Origin of the sequence: uncultured Oxalicibacterium sp. (genome assembly GCF_913776015.1) — a bacterium.
GTDB lineage: Bacteria > Pseudomonadota > Gammaproteobacteria > Burkholderiales > Burkholderiaceae_D > Oxalicibacterium.
In genome coordinates this window covers 56,627-77,829 of the sequence record NZ_CAJYMD010000041.1, presented here as the reverse complement: position 1 = coordinate 77,829, position 21,203 = coordinate 56,627, and the positions used below count along the sequence as shown (strand labels likewise).

Here is a 21,203-nt window from a genome sequence, read left to right as displayed (position 1 = left end):
GCGTCCTTTTCTACAGAGATTCGAGAATCAAGCAGTTTCTATGGCATCAGAATTCGGATCCGGCATGCGTTTGATCGCGGCCTTCGAGTGATCCTGCAACTTGGTTTTGTATTTGATGACTTGGCGATCGAGCTTGTCGATCAGCGCATCGATGGCGGCATAGAGGTTGGTCGCAATGCTTTCCGCATGCAGATCCTTGCCGCGTACACGCAAATTGATTTCCGCGCGCTGGCGTTTCTCTTTTTCTGGAAGATGGTCCACGGTCAGGATGACGGCAATGTCGATGACTTGGTCGAAGTGGCGTTTGATGCGCTCCAGTTTTCCTTGTACGTATTCACGTATGGCTGGAGTCAGTTCGAGATGATGTCCGCTGATGGTGAGATTCATATAGTGCTCCTATGATGACTCACTGGAGGTTCTTGCGCCGATTGCAGTGCAGGAACACAGCAAGGTAGAACAAACTACAAAGGACGTATCAACAACGCGTTGCTACAAAGACTTGCGCAGATTCACCGGGGGGATTTTGAGGGCTTCGCGATATTTGGCAACGGTGCGCCGTGCCACCACCATTCCCTGTTCCGCCAGCATGTCTGCAATCTTGCTATCGGATAATGGGCTTTTCGGGTTTTCGGCTCCTATCAGTTGCTTGATCAAGGCACGAATCGCAGTCGATGATGCTTCGCCGCCCGTTTCTGTTGCCACATGGCTACCGAAAAAATATTTCAGTTCGAACATGCCGTGCGGCGTGAGCATGTATTTCTGCGTCGTCACACGAGAAATGGTGCTCTCGTGTAAACCCAGTGTATCAGCAATTTCGCGCAAGACAAGCGGCCGCATGGCCACTGCACCGTGCGAGAAGAAATTGCGTTGACGTTCGACAATGGCCTGTGAAACACGCAGGATGGTATCGAAGCGCTGGCGCATGTTTTTGATCAGCCACTTGGCTTCCTGCAGTTGCGAACCGAGTGAGCCCTCACCCTTGCTTTGCTTGAGGATATTGGCGTACATGCTGTTGACGCGCAGGCGTGGCATCACGTCATGATTGAGCGTGACTTGCCAGCCGCTGCGTGTACGTTTGACGATCACATCGGGCACAACGTAATCGGAGGCATTGCTGGCATACGGTGCGCCGGGGTGTGGATTGCATTGCTTGATGACGGCCTGTGCTTCGCGCAAGTCTTCGTCATCGCAATTGAGAGCCTTGCGCAATTTGTTGAAATCGCGTTGCGCGAATAGTCCGAGATACTGCTCGACGATTTCCAGCGCCATGCGGCGCGTGACGAACGGCACCTTGGGCATGCGTCGAATCTGCAATGCCAAACATTCGGATGCATTGCGTGCGCCGACGCCGGCCGGATCAAAACTTTGCAGAAGGTTGAGTGCAATGCGCAATTCCTCCGGTTCGATCTCGAGTTCTTCGGGCAGGCGGACGTGAATTTCATCGAGTGATTCTTCGAGATAGCCGTTGTCGTCGAGTGCATCGATGAGCAGTTCGAGCAGGGCACGATCGCGCAGTTCACGTACCGTCAGCGACACCTGTTCAAGCAGGTGTTCGCGCAGTGTCGTTTCATGTGCTTCGAGCTGTGGGCGGCCATCATCATCTTCCGGTGCCTTGGAGGTGCGAGCAACATCGTCGAAGCTCCAGTCGGTATCGCCACCACTATCGCCAACATCGTTGCTGCCTTCGCTCCCGCCATCGAACTCTGTGGTTGGTGTATCGCCGCTTTCCGTGTTCGCTGGGCTGTCGGCAGTCGTGCTGGATGCTGTGCTGATGGCGCCGTCTGCCAATAGACGTGTGGCATTGTCGAGCGGATCGTCAGTGCGTTCCAGCATCGGATTTTCTGCAAGGATTTGTTCCAGTTCCTGATGCAACTCGAGCGTCGACAGTTGCAGCAGGCGAATCGATTGCTGCAACTGGGGCGTGAGTGCCAGATGCTGGGAAACGCGTAATTGCAGGGATTGCTTCATGAGTCCTGTTCTTCGCGATTACATGCGGAAGTGTTCGCCGAGATATACGCGGCGTACCGATTCGTTTTCAATGATGTCGTCAGGGCGACCGCTGGCCAGCACGGCGCCCTGATTGATGATGTAGGCGTGATCACAAATGCCGAGCGTTTCGCGTACGTTGTGATCGGTGATCAACACGCCGATGCCGCGTTCCTTGAGGAAGCGCACGATACGCTGAATCTCGATCACGGCAATCGGATCGACGCCGGCGAATGGCTCATCAAGGAGCACGAAGCGAGGATTCGTCGCCAGCGCGCGTGCAATTTCCACCCGGCGGCGTTCACCACCCGACAGCGACATGGCTTGATTGCCGCGCAGTTTTTCGATCTGCAGATCGGCGAGCAGTTTGTCGAGACGGTTTTCGATTTCATCGCGGCTGATGGTCTTGCCATCGACACGCTGCAACTCCAGCACGGCGCGGATATTGTCTTCGACGCTGAGTTTGCGGAAGACCGATGCTTCCTGCGGTAGATACGAGAGGCCGAGCACGGCGCGTTCGTGAATCGGGCGACGCGAGATGTCGGTGCCATCGAGTTCGATCACACCGGCATCCGACGGCACGAGGCCGACGATCATGTAGAACGACGTGGTCTTGCCGGCGCCATTCGGCCCCAGCAGACCGACGACTTCGCCGCTTTCCACTTGCAGGCCGACATCACGCACGACCTGGCGTGCACCATAGCTTTTTTGCAGTCCGTTGACGATCAGCTTGCTCGACATCAGTTGCCTCCTGCCGGTGCTGTCGTGCGCGGCTGGATCACGGCGCGAATACGTCCGCCGCCATCCTTGCTGGTGCCGCTCGGCGAATTGTGGACGGTGAAGAATTCGGCGCGCGTGTCGTAGGAGATGTATTCGCCCTGGACTTCATCGGTGGACTTGCCGTTTTCCAGGCGACGCATTTCGGCGCGTACGAACAACTTCATGATTTCGGTCTTGTCATCGTATTCGATGCGCTCTGCCTTGCCTTCGATCCATTGGTCATTGCCGCCGTCGCGGCGCTGGCGAAAGGTCGCAAGGCCGTTCGGCGGTGCGTACATGGTGACGAATTGATAGCCTTCCGGATCTTGTCGCACGATCATGCGGGCCGAGGTCATGCGAATCGTGCCGCGCGTCAGCACCACGTTGCCGGTGAAGGTGTTGATCTGCTTCACGTCGTCGTATTCCATCTTGTTGGCTTCGACGTTAGTGGGTTTGGTGGAGTCTGCTTTTTCGGCGTGCGCGAGCGGAATGGCAAGGCAGGTTGCGAGAAAAAGAGAGGGCAGCAAACGTTTCATGGCTTGTCTCTGAAAAGCGTTGGACGCTAGGCGTCAGTTTCTGGATGCGGGCTGATAGGTGCCGCGGACATCGCCGGACAGCTTGAATTCGCCCGTTGCATTATTGGCGACCATACCGACGCCGTTGAGTACCGAACCGCCCAGTTGCAATTCGACTGGCTTGGGCGTCTTCATGATGTCTTCATCAGGCAGCAACAGCAGGTAAGACGTTTTCAACTGAAAGCGCTGCGATGTCGCCGAGGCAGGACGGTCAATGTGCACGTCGTCATACATGTGCACTTCGGTGTTGTTGTTCTGAATCGTGGCGCGCTTGGATTGGCTCACCATCGGCGGACGATCAGCGCCATAGCTATGCATCACGGGATTCTGGATCAGGTACGAATTGTCGCCGGGATAGTGCTGCATTTGCGTACCAGTGACGTTGTAGCGGGCGGAACCATTCTTGTCCATGCGCACGAAATTGAATTTCTCGACATAGAAATCCGGATCGGTGCGTGCGGCTTGCGGCAGCGTATCTTCGGTTTGGCGACGCATCACTTCGACCAGCCACAGACTGCCGAGCGCGAGACTCGCGGCCAGCACGATCAGAATCACCAGCTTGACGGTATTGGTCGGGCGCGCTGCCTTCATGCCAGATACGGCGCCAGTGCCGCCTCGTATTTGTTTTGTGCATGCAGGATGAAATCGCACAATTCGCGTGCCGCGCCACGACCGCCCTGTGCCGTGGTTACGTAATGTACGCGCTTGCGTACTTCCGCGTGGCCATTGGGCACGCTGGCGGCAAAGCCGACGCGCGACAGGATGGGCAGATCGATGACATCGTCACCAACGAAGCCGCATTCGTCTGCGGTCATGCCGGTTTTGCCCAGTAGCGCTTCGAAAATGGTGCGCTTGTCGTGTGCATCCTGAAAGACATGCTGCACGCCGAGATCGGTCGCACGCTTGAGAACGATCGGCGACTGGCGCGCGCTGATGATGGCAGTGGCAATGCCGGCTTGTTGCAGCAGCTTGATGCCATGACCGTCGAGTACGTTGAAGGTCTTCATGACTTCGCCATCGGCGCTGAAGTGCAGACTGCCGTCCGTCAGAATGCCATCGACATCGAAAATCATCAGGCGTACACGTGCAGCGCGTGCCGCAGTCTGCTCGCTTGCTTCGTGCAAAGCGTCGGTGATGGTGTGAGACGGGTTGCTGCTCATCGTTCAGATCACCTTCGCGCGTGTCAGGTCGTGGATATGGAGCGCGCCGACGAGGCGCTGCTCTGCATCGGTTACCAGCAACTGGTTGATGCGATGCTGCTCCATCAGTTCGACGGCTTCGACGGCAAGCTGGTCGGGATGCACGCTACGTGGATTCGGATGCATGACTTCGGCAATCGACAGCTTGGAGAAATCCTGCACGCTTTCGATCAGGCGGCGCAAATCGCCATCGGTGAAAACGCCGATGGCACGTCCTTCCTTGTCGACAATCGCCGTCATGGCCATGCCCTTGCGACTGATTTCAAGCAGGGCGGTATACAGTGTGGCGTCGGCATCGACGGTTGGAATGGCATTGCCCGTGCGCATGACGTCGCGCACATGGGTCAGCAGGCGACGGCCGAGTGCACCGCCCGGATGCGAGCGCGCAAAGTCTTCGGCACCGAAACCGCGGGCGTCCAGCAGTGCGACGGCCAGCGCATCGCCGAGTGCCAGCGTGGCAGTGGTGCTTGCGGTCGGTGCCAGATTCAATGGACATGCTTCTTTTTCTACTGCGACGTTCAGGTGCACGTCCGCCAGCTTGGCGAGGTTGGATTGGTCATTGCCGGTAACGGCAATCAGGCTCGCACCCATGCGCTTGAGAATGGGCACGATGGACAGCAATTCACCGGCTTCGCCCGAATAGGAAATGGCGATCAGGGCATCCTTGGCCGTGATCATGCCCAAATCGCCGTGCGAAGCTTCGGCTGCGTGTACGAACAAGGCGGGGGTGCCGGTCGAGGCCAGCGTCGCGGCGATCTTGCGTGCGATATGCCCCGATTTGCCGATGCCGGATACCACGACGCGCCCTTCGCAGTGCAGCAACAAATCGACGGCGCGCATGAACGGGCCGGCATTGCTTTCGAGACGTTGTTTGAGCGACAGAATTTCGTCGGCTTCGATTTGCAACGTCTGATGGGCGTACCGCAGGGCGCGTTCGGCTTGCGCCTCATCAAGGCGGGAAGCCGAAGGGGAATAGGGAGCTTTGGGCGCAGTCATGGCCCAAAGTATATGCGTTAAGCAAAAAACCTGCCAGACCTAAACGCAATAGAATGTCGCCGCACGGTGTTGCTTGCATCAAGTGCGGCACCGCGTCCTGGCAGATAGATGCGCCGAGGTGCTGTGCTGCCGTTAAAGGTTGACGCTGTTTGCGCGAAATTGGAAAATTGCCGGCCGACCATGTGGCGGCACGGCTTGTCTTCTTAATAGCTGGCACCTGATATCCCGATATCCCGATGGCAGATGTGTTGTGTGACTTGCGGCTGCCATGACTGCGGGTGCACCAACCGACAACCCCTTCCTTGTGATCCAACTTTGCTTCCAGGTGGTGATTTGAGCGTTTCTCCGGACATTCCCTTGCATGCCACGTCCGCCATGCCGACCAATGTGGCGTCGGCTGATACCGTGTCGCATCAGGGTTTGCCGATCTATGTCGATCTCGACGGCACGCTGACGTACAGCGACCTGCTGTTCGAATCCTTCCTGCTGCTGATCAAACGCAATCCTTTCTATTTGTTTGCCTGTTTCGCCTGGCTGCTGCGCGGGCGTGGCTTTCTGAAAGCGCAGATTGCTCAACGTGTGACGCTCGATGTTTCCTTGTTGCCTTACAACCAGTCCTTGCTGACGTGGTTGCGCGAGCAGCGGCAGGCAGGCCGTCGACTGGTGTTGGCGAGCGCTTCCAACAAGGTATTGGTGCAGCAGGTGGGCGCGCATCTCGAACTGTTTGATGCGGTCATCGCCAGCGATGCCCACAACAACCTCAAGTCCCACGCGAAATTGCAGGCGATTCAGGCCGATGCCGGCGGCAAGGGATTTGCCTATTGCGGTAACGACACGCCCGATCTGGCTGTCTGGGCGCAGGCCGGCGAGATCGTGGTGGTGAATGCGTCGCCATCGGTGCTGCGTCGCGCGGAGGCATTGCGCACGCCGACACTGGTTATTGATCCGCATCCGGTACCCTTGCTGCTGACTTTCAAGGCTTTGCGCCTGCATCAATGGGCGAAGAACGTGCTGATCTTTGTGCCGCTGCTGGCCGCGCATGAGCTCGATGCGCAGCGTTGGTTGATCACGCTGGTGGCATTTGTTGCCTTTGGCATGTGTGCTTCGGCAACCTATGTCATCAATGACTTGTTTGATCTGGCATCGGATCGAGCGCATCCGCGCAAGAACAAGCGCCCCTTTGCTTCGGCCCGTTTGTCGATTCCATTCGGGATGGGGCTGGTGTGCGTATTGCTGCCCTTGTCACTGCTGTTGGCATTGTGGATCGCGTTGCCGTTTTTCCTGCTGATGCTGCTGTATGTGGCGGTGACCCTGCTGTATTCGGCGCGCCTCAAGCAGATTGCGATTGTCGATGTCTTGGTACTGGCTTCGCTGTATACGCACCGCATTCTGGCTGGCGGTGAGGTCAGTGATGTCGTGATTTCCAACTGGTTGCTGGCGGTATCGCTGTTCATGTTCCTGAGTCTGGCATTGGTCAAACGTTGTGCCGAACTGGAATTCATGAACGAGGACGGGCGGACCTCTGCCGCCGGTCGCGGTTATCGCACCAGCGATTTGTCGTACCTGATCTCGATGGGCATTGCCAGCGGCTTCGTCGCAGTGATGCTGTTGGCGCTGTATATCGACCGTCAGGACAATGGCCGGCTTTATCCGCATTCCGACATCCTGTGGCTGATTCTGCCGCTGATGCTGTTCTGGATCATGCGCTTGTGGCTTAAGATTTCGCGCATGGAAATTCATGACGATCCGCTGCTGTTCGCCATCACGGATCGCGCCAGCTGGGTTGTCGGTTTCCTCGCCGCAGCGGTAGCGCTGGCGGCATCGATTGGAGGCTGGAAATGAGCCAGTTGGGTGCGCTGGGCCTGGCCCTATTCTGCGTTTGTCTGACGGCAGCAGCGCAGGTGCTGCTGAAAATGGGAATGTCTACCGCGACGATGCAGCAGGCAATGTCGCAAGGGTTGCCGGCAGTCGTTTTGCCGGCACTCTACAGTCCGCTGATCTGGGGCGGCATGTTCTGCTTTGGTGCCAGCGCGGGCTTGTGGTTGCTGGTGCTGGGCAAGCTTGAAGTCAGCATGGCGTATCCGCTGGTCTCGCTCGGTGTGGTGCTGACCACACTGGCAGGCATTTTCTTCCTCGGTGAATCGATCAGCGTGGCGAAAATAGTGGGCGTGACACTGATTGTCGTTGGTGTGCTCGTTCTTGCCGTAAAGACGTAGCCAAATCTGCAATAAAGCGTTTCGTCGTAAAAAAGTTTTCAAGGAAATCAATGAATTTGGATTTGACGCGCGCGCTCTACGCCGACGCCGACCCCGTACATGCACGCAAGGTGTTTTTCCGCGTTTTCGCGGTGACCCTGCTCATCAAGATGTGGCTGGCTGCCTGCTTCCCGATGACGGGTGACGAAGCCTTTTTCTATCAATGGGGTGTGTATCCCGATTGGGGCTATTCCGATCATCCGCCGATGGTGGGCTGGTTGCTGTACGTACTGAACAGCATTTCACCGAGCCCGCTCTCGATCCGCTTTTTCACCGTGTTGCTCTGGAGCCTGATTGCGTTGGGCATGGTCGATCTGCTGCGTCGCATGGCGCCGCGCCAGGAAGGTACGGCATGGTGGCTGGGCACGTTGTTTCTGCTGTTGCCGTTCACACTGCTGCTGAATCTGGTGACGACCGATACACCACTGATCTTCTTCGTTTTCCTGTCCGGCTACAGTTTCTTGCGTGGCGTGTTGTCGAATCGCCGCCTGTGGTTTGTCGCCGCCGGTATTTTTCTGGGTTGCGCGCTACTGTCCAAGTATTTCGCCGGCTTGCTGGCGATTGCCTATTTCGTTTATTTCTGCCGCTCGCGTCGCGGTTGGATCAACTTGCTGATCATCGCTGCCTGCTCCGCACCGTTGTTTGCGATCACGATTGCATTCAATGCACACAATTGCTGGACCAATGTGATGTTCAATCTGATCAATCGCAACGAGAACGTTGAGTGGTCGTGGACGACGATTGCCGAATATGTGGCGATGATGATTTATCTGATCACGCCATGGGTCTTGTGGCGTATCGTCAGTTCGGGTTCGGCGCTGGTACGGCATGGCGCGATCGTGACACTGATTGTGGTGCCATTCGCCTTGTTCCTGTTGCTGTCGATGGAGAAGTCGATCGGCCTGCACTGGGTGTTGGGTTTCATGCCGTTTGTCTTCCTGTTTCTGGGGACGATTGCCGGTGCTGGCGATCTGCGTCGTTATGCGATCTGGACGGCTTTGTATTCCGTGCCACCACTGCTTTTCCTGGTGGCGCTGATGGCGGCACCGACTTCCATGTGGAAGGGCTATGCCTTGCATGACGATATCGTGTTCCATCGCGAAACCGATACCATCGTTGCCACCTTGCGCAAGGATCTGCCAGCCGATGGCTTGATCATGGGGCGCGCCTTTACGCCGTCCTCCATCCTCGCCTATCACGCTGGTGAATATTTTCCGACTTTCGGAGTCGGCAAGTTTCATGCGCGCCAGGATGATCTGCTAGTCGATTTCCGCATGTTTGAAGGCCGGAATATCCGCATCTTTGATCGTCGTGCCATTGATGCGGCGGAGCTGACACCTTACTTCTCCAGCGTGACCGTGCATCGCTTCGAAATCGATGGCGTGCCATTCTGGTTTGCGGATGGCGAGGGCTTCAAGTACGACGTCTATCGCGAACGAATCCTGAAAACGATTGCCCAACGGTATTATCGAATTCCGTCGTTCCTGCCGGTCTACGGCTGCCAGTTCCTTGAGCGTTACGAGCTGCCACGCCCCTGATTAGCAAGGGCGTCCGGATCCGTTCGACGGATGCTTGCTTGAAAGGCGCCCTGCAATGACCCGACTTTTCCTTACCTTGTTGGCCGCCTTGCTGGTGCTGGGCGGACTTGCTGCCTGCGCGCCGCTCAAGGCAATTAATGCCATCACGACCTCAGCGACCTATACCAAGAAAGCGGATGTGCCATTCGGTGACGATCCGCGCCAGAAACTGGATGTCTATATACCGCGTGATTTGCAAGGCCCGGCCCCGATCGTTGTTTTCTTTTATGGCGGTAGCTGGAATCAGGGCGATCGGCATGATTACGCTTTTGTCGGTGAGGCGTTGGCGGCTCGCGGCATCATTGCCGTAGTCGCCGACTATCGCGTTTATCCGCAAGTGCGCTATCCGGCGTTTGTCGAGGACGGCGCCAGTGCGGTCGCCTGGACTGTCAGGCAAGCCAAAAACATCGGCGGCGATCCTAAGCATGTATTTGTAATGGGGCACAGCGCCGGTGCCTACAACGCGGCGATGGTGGCGCTCGATAAGCGCTGGCTGAACAAGATGTCACTGTCGCCCGGCGTACTGCGCGGCTGGATCGGATTGGCTGGGCCTTACGATTTTCTGCCGATTGAAAATCCCGACGTCAAACCAGTGTTCTTGCATCCCAACAGCCCGCCCGACTCACAGCCGATCAATCATGTGACCGCAGGTGCGCCACCCGCTTTGCTTCTGGCCTCGAACAAGGATGATCTGGTCGATCCCAAGCGCAACACTGGCGGATTGGCGAAGAAGTTGCGCGATGTCGGCGTGCCGGTCAGGGAGCTGTATTTCAACAATACCAGCCACGCCACGATCGTGGTCAGCATGGCGTGGCCCTTCCGTCAGTTGGCGCCGGTGCTCCACGAGGTCGAACAGTTCGTCAAGACCGATGGTGGCCGGCAAACCATACCGCTGAAAAAATAAAGATGCAGTAAGCTGTGCATGCAGTTGCCGGGACGGCATTCGTTCCCGGCAATTTTCATGTCGCAAGGATCGGAATGGACCTTTTTGAACGCATACTCGGCATCATCCTGCCGGTTTTCGTCATCATCGCACTGGGTTATGGCTATGGCCGTTTGCGGGGTGAGGGTGTGCGTTCCGACATGCTGGCAGTCAATCGCGTCAGCATGGATGTGCTGTGTCCCTTGCTGGTCTTCACCGCACTGGCCGCGAAGGATTTCGATCTCGCGCACAACGGCACGCTGATCCTTGCCGGCGTGCTGATGTCGCTGGGGTCGGGCTTGCTGGCATGGCCGGTGGCGCGACTGTTCGGCTATGACGTGCGCACCTTCGTACCGCCGATGATGTACAACAATTGCGGTAACATGGGGCTGCCGCTGGCGATGCTGGCCTTCGGTGCCAGCGGCCTGGGCGCCGCCGTCGCGCTCTTCATGGCCTGCAACTTCATCTATTTTTCGGTAGGTATCAAGATTCTGGAAAGTGGCCGCGCATCCAGCGGCACGCATGTCTCGCGCTGGAAGTTTCTCGCCAATCCGATGATGATCGCGATGATCGTCGGCATGCTGTTTGCACTCTGCCGCGTGGCTGTGCCGCAGCCCTTGTTCCTGGCGATGAAAATGCTGGGCGATGCCTGCATTCCCTTGATGCTGTTTGCTCTTGGCGTGCGCATGCTGGATGTCAGTCTGAAGAGCTGGCACATTGGCTTGGTTGGCGCAGCGGTTTGTCCTCTGGCGGGCCTGGCGATTGCGTGGCTGCTCGATCAGATATTCGGTTTGACGGCCGATCAGCGCGGGCAGATGTATCTGTTTGCGGCACTGCCGCCGGCCGTGTTCTGTTTCATGATGGCCGAACAGTACAAGCAAGAGCCGGACAAGGTCGCCTCCATCGTCTTGCTCGGCAATCTGGCGGCGCTGCTGTTCGTGCCGCTTGGTTTGTGGATGGGGTTGCCAACTTGACGCTGTCGACAATCAATTAACAATAAAAGCCGACAATAAAAAAGCGCACACAAGGCGCGCTTTTTTATTTGACGATGCATCTATTTCTTGAGCAACGGTCCGAGATATTTCCCGGTAAAACTCTTCTCGTTCTTCGCCAAATCTTCCGGCGTGCCGGCACCAATTACCTGGCCGCCGCCAGCGCCGCCTTCCGGTCCCATGTCGATCAGCCAGTCTGCCGTTTTGATCACATCGAGGTTGTGTTCGATGATGACGACGGTGTTGCCCTGATCGCGCAGGCGATGGATCACCTTGAGCAGCAGGGCGATATCGTGGAAGTGCAGGCCGGTGGTCGGTTCATCGAGAATGTACAGCGTGCGGCCCGTATCCCGCTTCGACAGTTCAAGCGAGAGTTTGACGCGCTGCGCTTCACCACCCGATAACGTCGTCGCGCTTTGGCCGAGTCGAATGTAGCCGAGGCCGACATCGAGCAGGGTTTGCAGTTTGCGGGCGATAACGGGGACCGGCTCGAAGAATGTATGCGCATCTTCTACCGTCATGTCGAGGATTTCGGTGATGTTCTTGCCCTTGTACTCGACTTCCAGTGTTTCGCGGTTGTAGCGTTTGCCGTGGCAGACGTCGCATGGCACGTAGACGTCCGGCAGGAAGTGCATCTCGACCTTGATCACGCCATCGCCCTGGCAAGCTTCGCAGCGACCGCCCTTGACGTTGAACGAAAAACGTCCGGCTGAATAGCCGCGTTCCTTGGCGGCAGGCACGGTGGCGAACAGATCGCGGATCGGCGTGAACAGGCCGGTGTAGGTGGCGGGGTTGGAGCGTGGCGTACGACCGATTGGTGCCTGATCGACCGAAATCACCTTGTCGAAATGTTCTAGCCCGCTGATCGATTCGTGCGCAGCCGGTTCGGCTTGTGAGCCATACAGATGGCGCGCCGCCGCCAGATACAGCGTGTCGTTGACGAGTGTGGACTTGCCCGAACCCGAAACGCCCGTCACGCACGTCAGCAAACCGACCGGTAGTTCAAGCGTGACGTTCTTGAGGTTGTTGCCGCGTGCGCCCGTGATGGCGAGTTGTTTTTTCGGATTGGGTGCAGTGCGCTTCTTCGGCACGTCGATGGCGAGCGTGCCGTTCAGATATTGCGCGGTCAGCGACTTCTTGTTCTTGAGGATGTCTTGCAGCGTGCCTTCGGCGATCACTTCGCCGCCATGCACACCGGCGCCGATGCCCATATCCACCACGTAGTCGGCGCAGCGGATCGCATCTTCATCGTGTTCGACCACCAGCACGCTGTTGCCGATGTCGCGCAGGTGCTGCAGCGTGGCGATCAGTCGGTCGTTATCGCGCTGGTGCAGGCCGATCGAAGGTTCATCAAGCACGTACATGACGCCGGTCAGGCCGGAACCGATCTGTGAAGCGAGACGAATGCGTTGTGCCTCGCCACCCGACAGCGTATCGGCACTGCGTTCCAGTGAGAGGTAATCGAGGCCGACGTTATTGAGGAAGGTCAGACGCGAAACAATTTCCTTGATGATGCGGTCGGCAATTTCCTTTTTCGCACCGGTCAACTTCAGCTTCTGGAAAAATTCTAGCGTGTCTCGCAGCGGCGTGGCGGCCACTTCGTAGATCGCGCGTTGTTGCTTGCCGCTACCGACCTTGACGTTGCGTGCTTCCACGCGCAGGCGCGCGCCGTGGCAGCTCGGGCATTCTTTCTCGTTGATGAATTTGGCGAGTTCTTCCTTGACCGCCATCGAATCGGTTTCGCGATAGCGGCGCTGCAGGTTGTGTACCACGCCTTCGAATTCATGTTCACGCACGACGGCGCGGCCCTTTTCATTGATATAGCTGAACGGCAGCTTTTGCTTGCCCGAGCCGTAGAGCACGACTTCCTGCGCCTTTTCCGGCAGTTGCTCGAACGGTAGGTCGAGATCGAATGCGTAAAAGTCGGCAATCGCCGTCAGCATCTGGAAGTAGAACTGGTTGCGTCGATCCCAGCCTTTGACCGCACCGCTGGCCAGTGACAGGTTGGGGAAGGCGACGATACGTTTCGGATCAAAGAATTCGATATGGCCGAGGCCGTCGCATTCCGGGCAGGCGCCCATCGGGTTGTTGAACGAGAACAGGCGCGGTTCCAGCTCCTGCAATGCGTAACCGCATACCGGGCAGGCGAACTTGTTGGAGAACAGGTGCTCTGCACCGCTATCCATCTCAACGGCCAGCGCACGGCCTTCGGCCAGACGCAATGCGGTCTCGAAACTTTCAGCCAGCCGCTGCTTGATATCGGCCTTGACCTTGACGCGGTCGATGACGACATCGATGGTGTGCTTTTCGGCCTTCTTCAGTTTGGGCAGCGCATCCACATCGTAGATATGGGCGTTGCCAGTCCCGCTCTGCACGCGAAAGCGTACGAAGCCTTGTGCCTGCATCTGCTCGAACAGATCGAGATGCTCACCCTTGCGATTGGCGACCACGGGCGCCAGGATCATCAGCTTGGTGTCTTCCGGCATCGCCAGCACGGCATCGACCATTTGCGAGACCGATTGCGCCGCCAGCGGATTCTCTGGATGGTCGGGGCAGTAGGGTGTGCCCACGCGCGCATACAGCAGGCGCAGGTAATCGTGAATTTCGGTGACCGTGCCGACTGTCGAGCGAGGATTGTGCGACGTCGCCTTCTGCTCGATGGAAATCGCCGGCGACAGACCTTCGATCAGATCGACATCGGGCTTTTCCATCAATTGCAGGAACTGGCGCGCATAGGCCGACAGCGATTCGACGTAGCGACGCTGGCCTTCGGCATACAAGGTGTCGAACGCGAGCGACGACTTGCCGGAACCGGACAGGCCGGTGATCACGATCAGCTTGTTGCGCGGGAGATCAAGATTGATGTTCTTGAGGTTGTGCGTGCGCGCACCACGGATGCGAATTTCTTCCATTCACTCTTTCGTTCTGGCTGGTTCGGCGCCACCGCTCTTTTATGAAGAAGGGCAGCCGGTAGAAACGGGTCAACCTGATACTATAGCGGGTTTTAAAGACACCCGTAAAAGCCGGATGACAAAGGTTTTTGCCGGGTTGACGCGTCATTGTTAATGCGACCACTTCCCCAGTCCGCCTTGATGACAATCCCTTCTGCTTCCACCAGCATGACTTCCGAAGAACGCCGTTCCTGCCTTTCGCTGGCCGGCATCTTTGCGCTGCGCATGCTCGGGTTGTTCCTGATCTTGCCGGTGTTTGCCGTCCATGCGAAAACCATGCCGGGCGGTGACAATGCCGTGCTGGTCGGACTGGCGCTGGGCATCTATGGATTGACGCAGTCGTTCGGCCAGATTCCTTTTGGAATTGCCTCCGATCGTTACGGGCGCAAGCGCGTGATCGTGATTGGTCTGATCCTGTTCGCGGCCGGTTCCTTTGTCGCTGCGGCTGCCGACAGCATGTTGTGGGTCATCATCGGGCGCGCCTTGCAAGGTGCCGGTGCGATTTCTGCAGCCGTGACCGCATTGATTGCCGACACCACGCGTGAAGAACAGCGCACCAAGGCGATGGCAATGGTGGGGGCCTCAATCGGAATATCGTTTGCGACATCCTTGGTCGCTTCGCCTTTGCTGTATCGCGCCATCGGCATGTCGGGGATTTTTGCACTGACGGGCCTACTGGCGTTGCTGGCGATCGTGGTCGTGCTGCGCGTCGTACCGCCTGCGCCGCCACTACCGGGAACAAGGGCGGGGTTTCGCGACATTCTATTCAACGTCGAATTGATGCGCCTGAACTACGGCGTGTTCGCCTTGCATCTGATGCAGATGGCGATGTTCGTCGTCATGCCATCAGCCTTGATCCGCTTTCTGCAGTTGCCGCTGGCGCAGCACTGGCAAATCTATCTGCCTGTTGTGCTTGCGTCTTTTGTGCTGATGTTGCCGCCATTGCTGGCAGCCGAGCGGCACGGTAAATCCAAGCACGTTTTTCTGGCGGCGATCGTGTTGCTGTTGCTGGTGCAGTTCGGCATGTGGCATTTGCTGCGGCAAACACAAGTTAGTTGGCTGCTGCCGTTGGGCCTGTTGCTGGCCTTCTTTGTCGCCTTCAATCTTCTGGAGGCGAGCCAGCCTTCGCTGGTATCGCGCATCGCGCCGCCAGCCAGCAAGGGGGCGGCGCTAGGCATTTACAACACGCTGCAATCGCTGGGCCTGTTCTGCGGCGGTGCCGCGGGCGGGATGCTGGTGCAGTACGCGGGGCCCTCGTCCGTGTTCATCATGGGTGGGGCCTTGTGCCTTGGCTGGCTTATAATTGCGGCCAATATGAAAAACCTGTCGCGACGGCATCCGGCTCCTGCCACCGTCGCCTAATCGGAGAAATTGAATGGCGTCAGTCAATAAAGTCATCATCGTCGGTAACCTCGGTCGCGATCCCGAAACGCGCTATATGCCCAATGGCGATGCCGTCACCAATATCGCCGTGGCAACCTCCGAAAGCTGGAAAGATAAGAACACTGGCGAGAAGAAGGAGCTCACCGAATGGCACCGTATAACCTTCTACCGCAAGCTGGCCGAGATCGCCGGACAGTATCTGAAGAAAGGTTCGTCGGTCTACGTTGAGGGGCGCCTGCAGACGCGCAAATGGACGGACAAGGAAGGTGTCGAGCGCTTCACCACCGAAATCATCGCCGATAGCATGCAAATGCTGGGTGGTCGTTCGGGCGGCAGCGTTGGCATGGATGACGAATACGGTGGTGGCATGCCTGCACCACGTCAGAGTGCAGCCCCCGCACCGGCCAGCCGTCCGGCGCCACGCCAGCAGCCAGCGTCGAACTTCAGCGACATGGACGACGATATTCCGTTCTGATCGCTGTTAGCGCCGATTAAGAATCCCCAGCCAGCTTGCGCTTCTGGGGATTTTTCTTGTCTTCTTGATTTAGAGAAATGCATGCAATTGACGTTTAGCCATGTTGATGTGCTGGTTAATGACCTGGAGGAGGCATGTGCTTACTACGCGCGTGTTTTTCAGGCCCGTATTTCCAAAGAGCAGGTCTGGCAGCGCGATGGCTTGCATGTGCGTTACGCCGTGGTGATGTTCGGTCGCGAACGTTTCATACTGGTTCAGCCAATTGCCGGCAATTTGTACGCATTGCTGAAACAGCAAGGGGAGGGGACGATTTACCGGCACTGCTATGTCACGCCGGATATCGAGCTTGCATACGATGAACTGGTTGCGACAGGCGTGCAGCCGGAAAACGAAAATGGGAAACCGTTAGCACGCGACGATCTATCTTCTCCCAGCGGCGCGCGCATTCTTTGGTTGCCCAAACGCTTTGGACATTTTTCCATCGAGATATTGGAACAGCGATCGCTCGACGTGTTCCTTCGAGAGGCATTTGCCGACTAAGAGTGTTCTATCTGTGCCGGTTTTGTGGCGGCAAACTGTTGTGAGAATGGCACACGATTTCTTGTTCGTCGTACAGCGATTCGGACCCATGCGTGGGGTCGACATGTCAAATCGGCGATGTGGATATGGGAAAAGGGAATGCACCAGATGATCGATTGGTCGCATGGCAAGGAATCGTGCCGACACTTGTCGATCTTGATGATCTCTATATGTGTTCAATGACGGCGTTGCAAGGCGTAGTCATCGTCGTTTGCCGTTTCACCACTTTGCATTGTAGTTAGCAGTATTTCTGCCGATAGACTGGTATGACTGAGGGGTTGTGAGTCGCGTTGAAAAACCTGTCATCTATGCATTCTCGTGTACTTGATTGCGAGCAATAACCTGGAAAATTTCCTCCATAAACTTTTCTACTCTTTTCTCTTGGCGTGGATTAAGATTTGGAAATTGTATTTGGCAATATTTTACATTTCTGTGCAAAATATTTATCAATTTGGTGCCCTGTCGGTGGCTTCGCTGCGGATCAGTGGCTGGTGATAATGCTTGCACTGTTCGATGGCTTGAAAGTCATGTTTATTCTTTTTGAGCCGTTCCATGTTTTCTAAGAAAACTCCCCTTGAGGAAAAGCGATTGCATAGCCTGATGGAGCTGGCTGGCGAATTGGCTTTTCGCTTGAGTTTGCAAGGGGAAATCATTCAGGCCAGCAAGCGCGCCGCCAGCATGCTGGCACCGGGCACACCTTTGGCTGGTATGAGTTTGTTCGAGCTGGTACGGCTGTCCGATCGCCATGCCATCGAAGCGGCATTCATGCAGGCTGTACAAACACGGCAGATCACGCGTGTCAGCGTTCGACTTTCGACCAGAGCGGGTGCCGTTTGGTTTGAGCTGGAAATGGTCGCGGTAGACGAGCCGGATGCGGAAGTGCTGGTGGCTGGCCGTGATGTGTCGGCCCAGCATGCGACCGAAGAACGTCTGCGCCATATGGCGACCCATGATGAGTTGACGGGGTTGCCGAATCGCTCCCTGTTGACCGATCGATTGCGCATGGCGATTGCCCAGGCGCGCCGCAGCGATAGCGGTTTCACCGTGGTCGAGCTCGATCTCGATGGCTTCAAAAAAGTAAACGATGCGCTCGGTCATGGCGTTGGCGATTCGCTATTGCGTATTGCTGCCGATCGTTTGCGCGTGTTGTTGCGCGACGTCGATACCTTGGCGCGCGTTGGCGGCGATGAGTTCGTCGTCGTGTTGCCTGGCGTGATCGAAGAAGCTGAAATCAACGCCATCGCGCGACGCATGATTTCGAGTATGCAACTGCCCTTCGAAATCGACGGTAATACCCTCTACGTGAGTACGTCGATCGGTGCGGCCGTTTACCCGGTGCATGGCGATACCGACGTCAAATTGCTGGCGCATGCCGATACTGCGCTTTATCGTGCCAAGGAAACCGGCAAGGCGCGCTGCGTCATTTACAACCAGATTGTCTTCAATCGTCTCGAACATGATGTGTCGATGGAAGCGGCGATGTTCGAAGCGGTACGCAATGGCGAGTTCCTGCTGCATTACCAGCCGATCGTTGATGCGCGCACGCGCCAGATCATGGGTTTCGAAGCCCTGATGCGCTGGATGCGTCCTGACATGGGCATGGTGCCGCCCAATCAGTTCATTCCGATGGCTGAAGATAATGGCCTCATCAATTTGCTGGGCGCATGGGCGCTGAAAGTGGCCTGCGTGCAAGTCAAGCGGTTTCAGGAAGCGGCCGGTCGTACGCTATATGTATCGGTCAACGTCAGCCCGCGCCAGTTCCGCAGCGATCAGTTCATTGACATGGTCGATGACGCGCTCAAGCTGTCTGGGCTCGACGGCAGTCAGTTGCTGCTCGAAATTACCGAGGGCATCCTGATGTCCGACCCTGAGCACGCCGAACAACTTTTGACTAAAATCACCAGCCGCGGCGTGCGCATCGCGATTGATGATTTCGGTACCGGCTATTCGTCGCTGGTCTATCTGAAGCGTTTCCCGATTGCGGCATTGAAGATCGATCGCACCTTCATCAAGGATTTGCCGGAGTCGGTCAAGGACGCTGCTATCTGTAACGTTGTGCTCAGCCTTGCCAGCCACTTGGGTTTGTCCACCGTGGCGGAAGGTGTGGAAAACGAATTTCAGTTGAAGTTTTTGGCGATGCAAGGTTGCTCGCTGATACAGGGCTTCCATACCGGTCATCCGATGGTGCCAAACGCTGTCATCGACGTGTTGCAATCCGAGGCGGCGCTGCAAAACTAATCAGGCAACCAGAACAGATTCATGACGAAGCAAGAAACGCCATCGCTCAACGCCGAAAAGACGCTCGAATTGCTGATGACGCGTGTCCGGCAGCGCGGCGATTTGCCCGGATTTTCCAAAGTCGTCAGCGCCATCGTCGGCGCCATGCAGGGCGAGGACGACCGCGAATTCAGCATGACGCGTACTGTGCTGTCCGACCCCACGCTGACCCAGCGCGTTTTGCGTCTGGCCAATAGCGCTATGTATTCCGCCTTCGGGCAAAGCATCAATACCGTTTCCAAAGCCGTGATCGTGCTGGGGACCGAAACGATCGGCCATCTTGCATTGGGTTTGAAGCTGATCGATGGCTTGTCGGTCGCTTCTCTGGGTACGTCCAGCACGCGGCATGAAATGGAAAAGGCTGTGCTGGCCGGCCAAATTGCACGTCAGGTTGCTTCGACCTCGACCCGTCGAGATACCGAAGAAGCCGTGGTGTGCTCGATCCTGCATTCGTTGGGTCGGCTCATGGTGTCGTTTTATCTTCCCGAGCACTGGGCGACCGTGCAGCAGCTTGCCACCGATGATCGCATGTCGGAAAACGACGCGGCACAGCAGGTGTTGGGCTTGCCGCTCGATGAACTTGGGCGGCTGATTGGTGCCCGTTGGGGGCTGCCGAGCGAACTCGTGGCCAGCCTCAAGGAATTGCCGCCGCGTGTCACCGATGTCGATAACGAGCCTCTCGCGCATGCGGATTGGTTGGCGGCTGTTTCGACCATGTCTACGCGTTGTGCGACCGTGTTGTGTGAGAATGCATCGGCTTCGATAGAGGGGCTGACACTCGGTTATGCCGATATGTTGGGGCTGGATGCTGATGTGCTGCTGGCTGCGGTCGAATCTGCCCATCGCACGGCGAAGGAAGATACGCCGCCAACTCCAAAGGCCGAAGAAGCCGATACGCAAATGCAACTGCCGTTGGGCAAGCCTGCCGATTCCGTCAATATTCTCAAACGTGGTGTCAGTGATTTGCGTGGTGACCTGATTACGGCCAGCACCAGTCAGTTGATGACGGTGGCGCTGGAAACGGTCTACAAGGGACTTGGCTTGAGTCGCGCCGTGGCATTTCTGCGCAATCACGAAGAAAGCAAGTACATGGCGCGCATGTGCTTCGGCGAGTGTCTCGAAGAATTGCTGCCGCGTCTGGCCTTTAACGATGCCTACCAGCCGGATGTATTTCATGCGGCGCTGGCCAATAACAAGATGATTTTCGTCGAAGACGCGCACGCGCCTGGCTTCGCCAGCAAGTTGCCGCGCTGGTGGCGCGACGAAATGGGTTTGTCACGCAGCTTCGTGATTCTGCCGCTGATGTTGAATTTTCATCCGGTCGGCTTCATCTACGGCGATTGGGATGCCTCGTTGCCGCTATCGAAGATCGCGCCGAATGAAGTGGCATTGCTCGACGATCTGCGCGCCATCATCGTCAAGGCAATCGAACATCGCTGCCATATGGATCCGACCTGGGCGCGTGCCATGCATTAATTGCACGCGTTTTGTGCAAACCAACCGGAGTCGCTATCATGAGGCCACTCCGGTTTTTCTTTAGCGTGCCATGGCCCGGCTTCCCCGACTTGTCGTTCCCCATCAACCGCACCACGTCATCCAGCGTGGCGTGGATCGGCAGGTTATTTTTCACGACACCGCAGATCATCTGTTCTTCCTCGCCTGCCTGCGGGATGCTGCGCGGCGGTTCCAGGTCGCCATTCATGCCTACGTGCTGATGCCCAACCATCTGCATCTGCTGGTAACGCCCGCCGATCAAACCGGGCTGGCACGCATGATGCAATGGATCGGTCGCCATTATGTGCCGCATTTCAACCAGAAATACCACCGCAGCGGCACCTTGTGGCAGGGGCGCTATCGTACCGCTGTCCTCGATGCCGAGCGTTACCTGATGCTATGCAGTCGCTATATCGATCTGAATCCGGTGCGAGCCGGGCTGGTTGCGCATGCGGGGGAGTATCCGTGGTCAAGTTATCAACATCATGTGGGGATCAAATCCGATGCCTTGGTGACGGACCATGCCCTGTATTGGGCGCTAGGCAATACACCGTTCGAGCGGGAGGCGGCCTACAAACGTTTGATCGAAGAAGGTCTGGACGAGCAGGAAGTGCGCATGCTTAGCGAGGCAACCTTGAAAGGATGGGCGCTGGGGTCGGATCAGTTCAAGAATGGTCTCGAAAAGCAGGCCAAGCGACGGGTTCAGCCATCGCGTCGTGGCCGCCCGGCGAGAGATGTGCTCGTCAAGGCACTTTAATGGCACGTTGATAAGCCATTTGATGA

19 protein-coding genes are annotated in these 21,203 nt (G+C 57.0%); 11 read left to right on the top strand and 8 right to left on the bottom strand.

The features are described 5' to 3' along the window. Positions 1–27: 27 nt before the first annotated feature. From raiA to QZ725_RS06905, 7 genes are all read right to left on the bottom strand, one after another. Positions 28–387 (bottom strand): ribosome-associated translation inhibitor RaiA, encoded by a 360-nt coding sequence (raiA, locus tag QZ725_RS06935; protein WP_293777761.1) that lies wholly within the window; start codon positions 385–387, stop codon positions 28–30. Between the two features lie 102 nt (positions 388–489). Further along, positions 490–1,968 (bottom strand): RNA polymerase factor sigma-54, encoded by a 1,479-nt coding sequence (locus tag QZ725_RS06930; protein ID WP_293777759.1) that lies wholly within the window; start codon positions 1,966–1,968, stop codon positions 490–492. Between the two features lie 18 nt (positions 1,969–1,986). Further along, positions 1,987–2,727 carry an LPS export ABC transporter ATP-binding protein gene (lptB, locus tag QZ725_RS06925; RefSeq protein WP_293777757.1) on the bottom strand — a complete coding sequence of 247 codons (741 nt, stop codon included), beginning with the start codon at positions 2,725–2,727 and terminating at the stop codon, positions 1,987–1,989. Beyond that, entirely contained in the window at positions 2,727–3,281 is a 555-nt protein-coding gene (gene lptA, locus QZ725_RS06920) for a lipopolysaccharide transport periplasmic protein LptA (RefSeq protein ID WP_293777755.1), read from the bottom strand. The genes lptB and lptA overlap by 1 nt, the downstream gene beginning before the upstream one ends. 33 nt (positions 3,282–3,314) lie before the next feature. After that, positions 3,315–3,911: an LPS export ABC transporter periplasmic protein LptC gene (gene lptC, locus QZ725_RS06915; protein WP_293777752.1), complete on the bottom strand. Its 597-nt coding sequence runs from the start codon at positions 3,909–3,911 to the stop codon at positions 3,315–3,317. Then, positions 3,908–4,393 (bottom strand): HAD hydrolase family protein, encoded by a 486-nt coding sequence (locus QZ725_RS06910; protein ID WP_293777913.1) that lies wholly within the window; start codon positions 4,391–4,393, stop codon positions 3,908–3,910. The genes lptC and QZ725_RS06910 overlap by 4 nt, the downstream gene beginning before the upstream one ends. Positions 4,394–4,483: 90 nt before the next feature. Then, entirely contained in the window at positions 4,484–5,515 is a 1,032-nt protein-coding gene (locus QZ725_RS06905; RefSeq protein ID WP_293777749.1) for a KpsF/GutQ family sugar-phosphate isomerase, read from the bottom strand. Between the two features lie 333 nt (positions 5,516–5,848). Here QZ725_RS06905 and QZ725_RS06900 point away from each other — a divergent pair, with 333 nt between their 5' ends. The 5 genes from QZ725_RS06900 (at position 5,849) to QZ725_RS06880 (ending at position 11,243) form a co-directional block, all read left to right on the top strand. After that, positions 5,849–7,357, top strand: a complete 1,509-nt coding sequence (locus QZ725_RS06900) for a UbiA family prenyltransferase (RefSeq protein ID WP_293777746.1) — start codon at positions 5,849–5,851, stop codon at positions 7,355–7,357. Further along, a complete protein-coding gene (locus QZ725_RS06895) occupies positions 7,354–7,731 on the top strand; it encodes an SMR family transporter (RefSeq protein WP_293777744.1) in 378 nt (125 codons plus the stop codon). Before QZ725_RS06900 ends, QZ725_RS06895 begins: the two co-directional genes overlap by 4 nt. A 50-nt stretch (positions 7,732–7,781) precedes the next feature. Beyond that, the gene (locus tag QZ725_RS06890) at positions 7,782–9,308 is read left to right on the top strand and encodes a glycosyltransferase family 39 protein (RefSeq protein WP_293777742.1); all 1,527 of its coding nucleotides are present in this window, start codon (positions 7,782–7,784) and stop codon (positions 9,306–9,308) included. A gap of 55 nt (positions 9,309–9,363) precedes the next feature. Continuing rightward, positions 9,364–10,251, top strand: coding sequence for an alpha/beta hydrolase (locus QZ725_RS06885; RefSeq protein WP_293777739.1), 888 nt, complete (start codon positions 9,364–9,366; stop codon positions 10,249–10,251). Between the two features lie 74 nt (positions 10,252–10,325). Beyond that, a complete protein-coding gene (locus tag QZ725_RS06880) occupies positions 10,326–11,243 on the top strand; it encodes an AEC family transporter (RefSeq protein ID WP_293777737.1) in 918 nt (305 codons plus the stop codon). Positions 11,244–11,323: 80 nt separating this feature from the next. Here QZ725_RS06880 and uvrA read toward each other — a convergent pair whose 3' ends face one another. After that, a complete protein-coding gene (gene uvrA, locus QZ725_RS06875) occupies positions 11,324–14,173 on the bottom strand; it encodes an excinuclease ABC subunit UvrA (RefSeq protein ID WP_293777735.1) in 2,850 nt (949 codons plus the stop codon). A gap of 207 nt (positions 14,174–14,380) precedes the next feature. Here uvrA and QZ725_RS06870 point away from each other — a divergent pair, with 207 nt between their 5' ends. The 6 genes from QZ725_RS06870 (at position 14,381) to QZ725_RS06845 (ending at position 21,177) form a co-directional block, all read left to right on the top strand. Beyond that, positions 14,381–15,574 (top strand): MFS transporter, encoded by a 1,194-nt coding sequence (locus QZ725_RS06870; protein WP_293777910.1) that lies wholly within the window; start codon positions 14,381–14,383, stop codon positions 15,572–15,574. A 13-nt stretch (positions 15,575–15,587) separates the two neighbouring features. After that, positions 15,588–16,070, top strand: a complete 483-nt coding sequence (gene ssb / locus QZ725_RS06865) for a single-stranded DNA-binding protein (RefSeq protein WP_293777733.1) — start codon at positions 15,588–15,590, stop codon at positions 16,068–16,070. Positions 16,071–16,151: 81 nt separating this feature from the next. Then, positions 16,152–16,610, top strand: coding sequence for a VOC family protein (locus QZ725_RS06860; RefSeq protein WP_293777731.1), 459 nt, complete (start codon positions 16,152–16,154; stop codon positions 16,608–16,610). A 591-nt stretch (positions 16,611–17,201) separates the two neighbouring features. Beyond that, on the top strand, positions 17,202–18,887 hold the full coding sequence (locus tag QZ725_RS06855) for an EAL domain-containing protein (protein WP_293777728.1): 1,686 nt from the start codon (positions 17,202–17,204) through the stop codon (positions 18,885–18,887). A 21-nt stretch (positions 18,888–18,908) separates the two neighbouring features. Further along, the gene (locus tag QZ725_RS06850) at positions 18,909–20,402 is read left to right on the top strand and encodes an HDOD domain-containing protein (protein WP_293777726.1); all 1,494 of its coding nucleotides are present in this window, start codon (positions 18,909–18,911) and stop codon (positions 20,400–20,402) included. Between the two features lie 70 nt (positions 20,403–20,472). After that, positions 20,473–21,177 (top strand): transposase, encoded by a 705-nt coding sequence (locus QZ725_RS06845; protein ID WP_293777724.1) that lies wholly within the window; start codon positions 20,473–20,475, stop codon positions 21,175–21,177. Positions 21,178–21,203 lie beyond the last annotated feature (26 nt).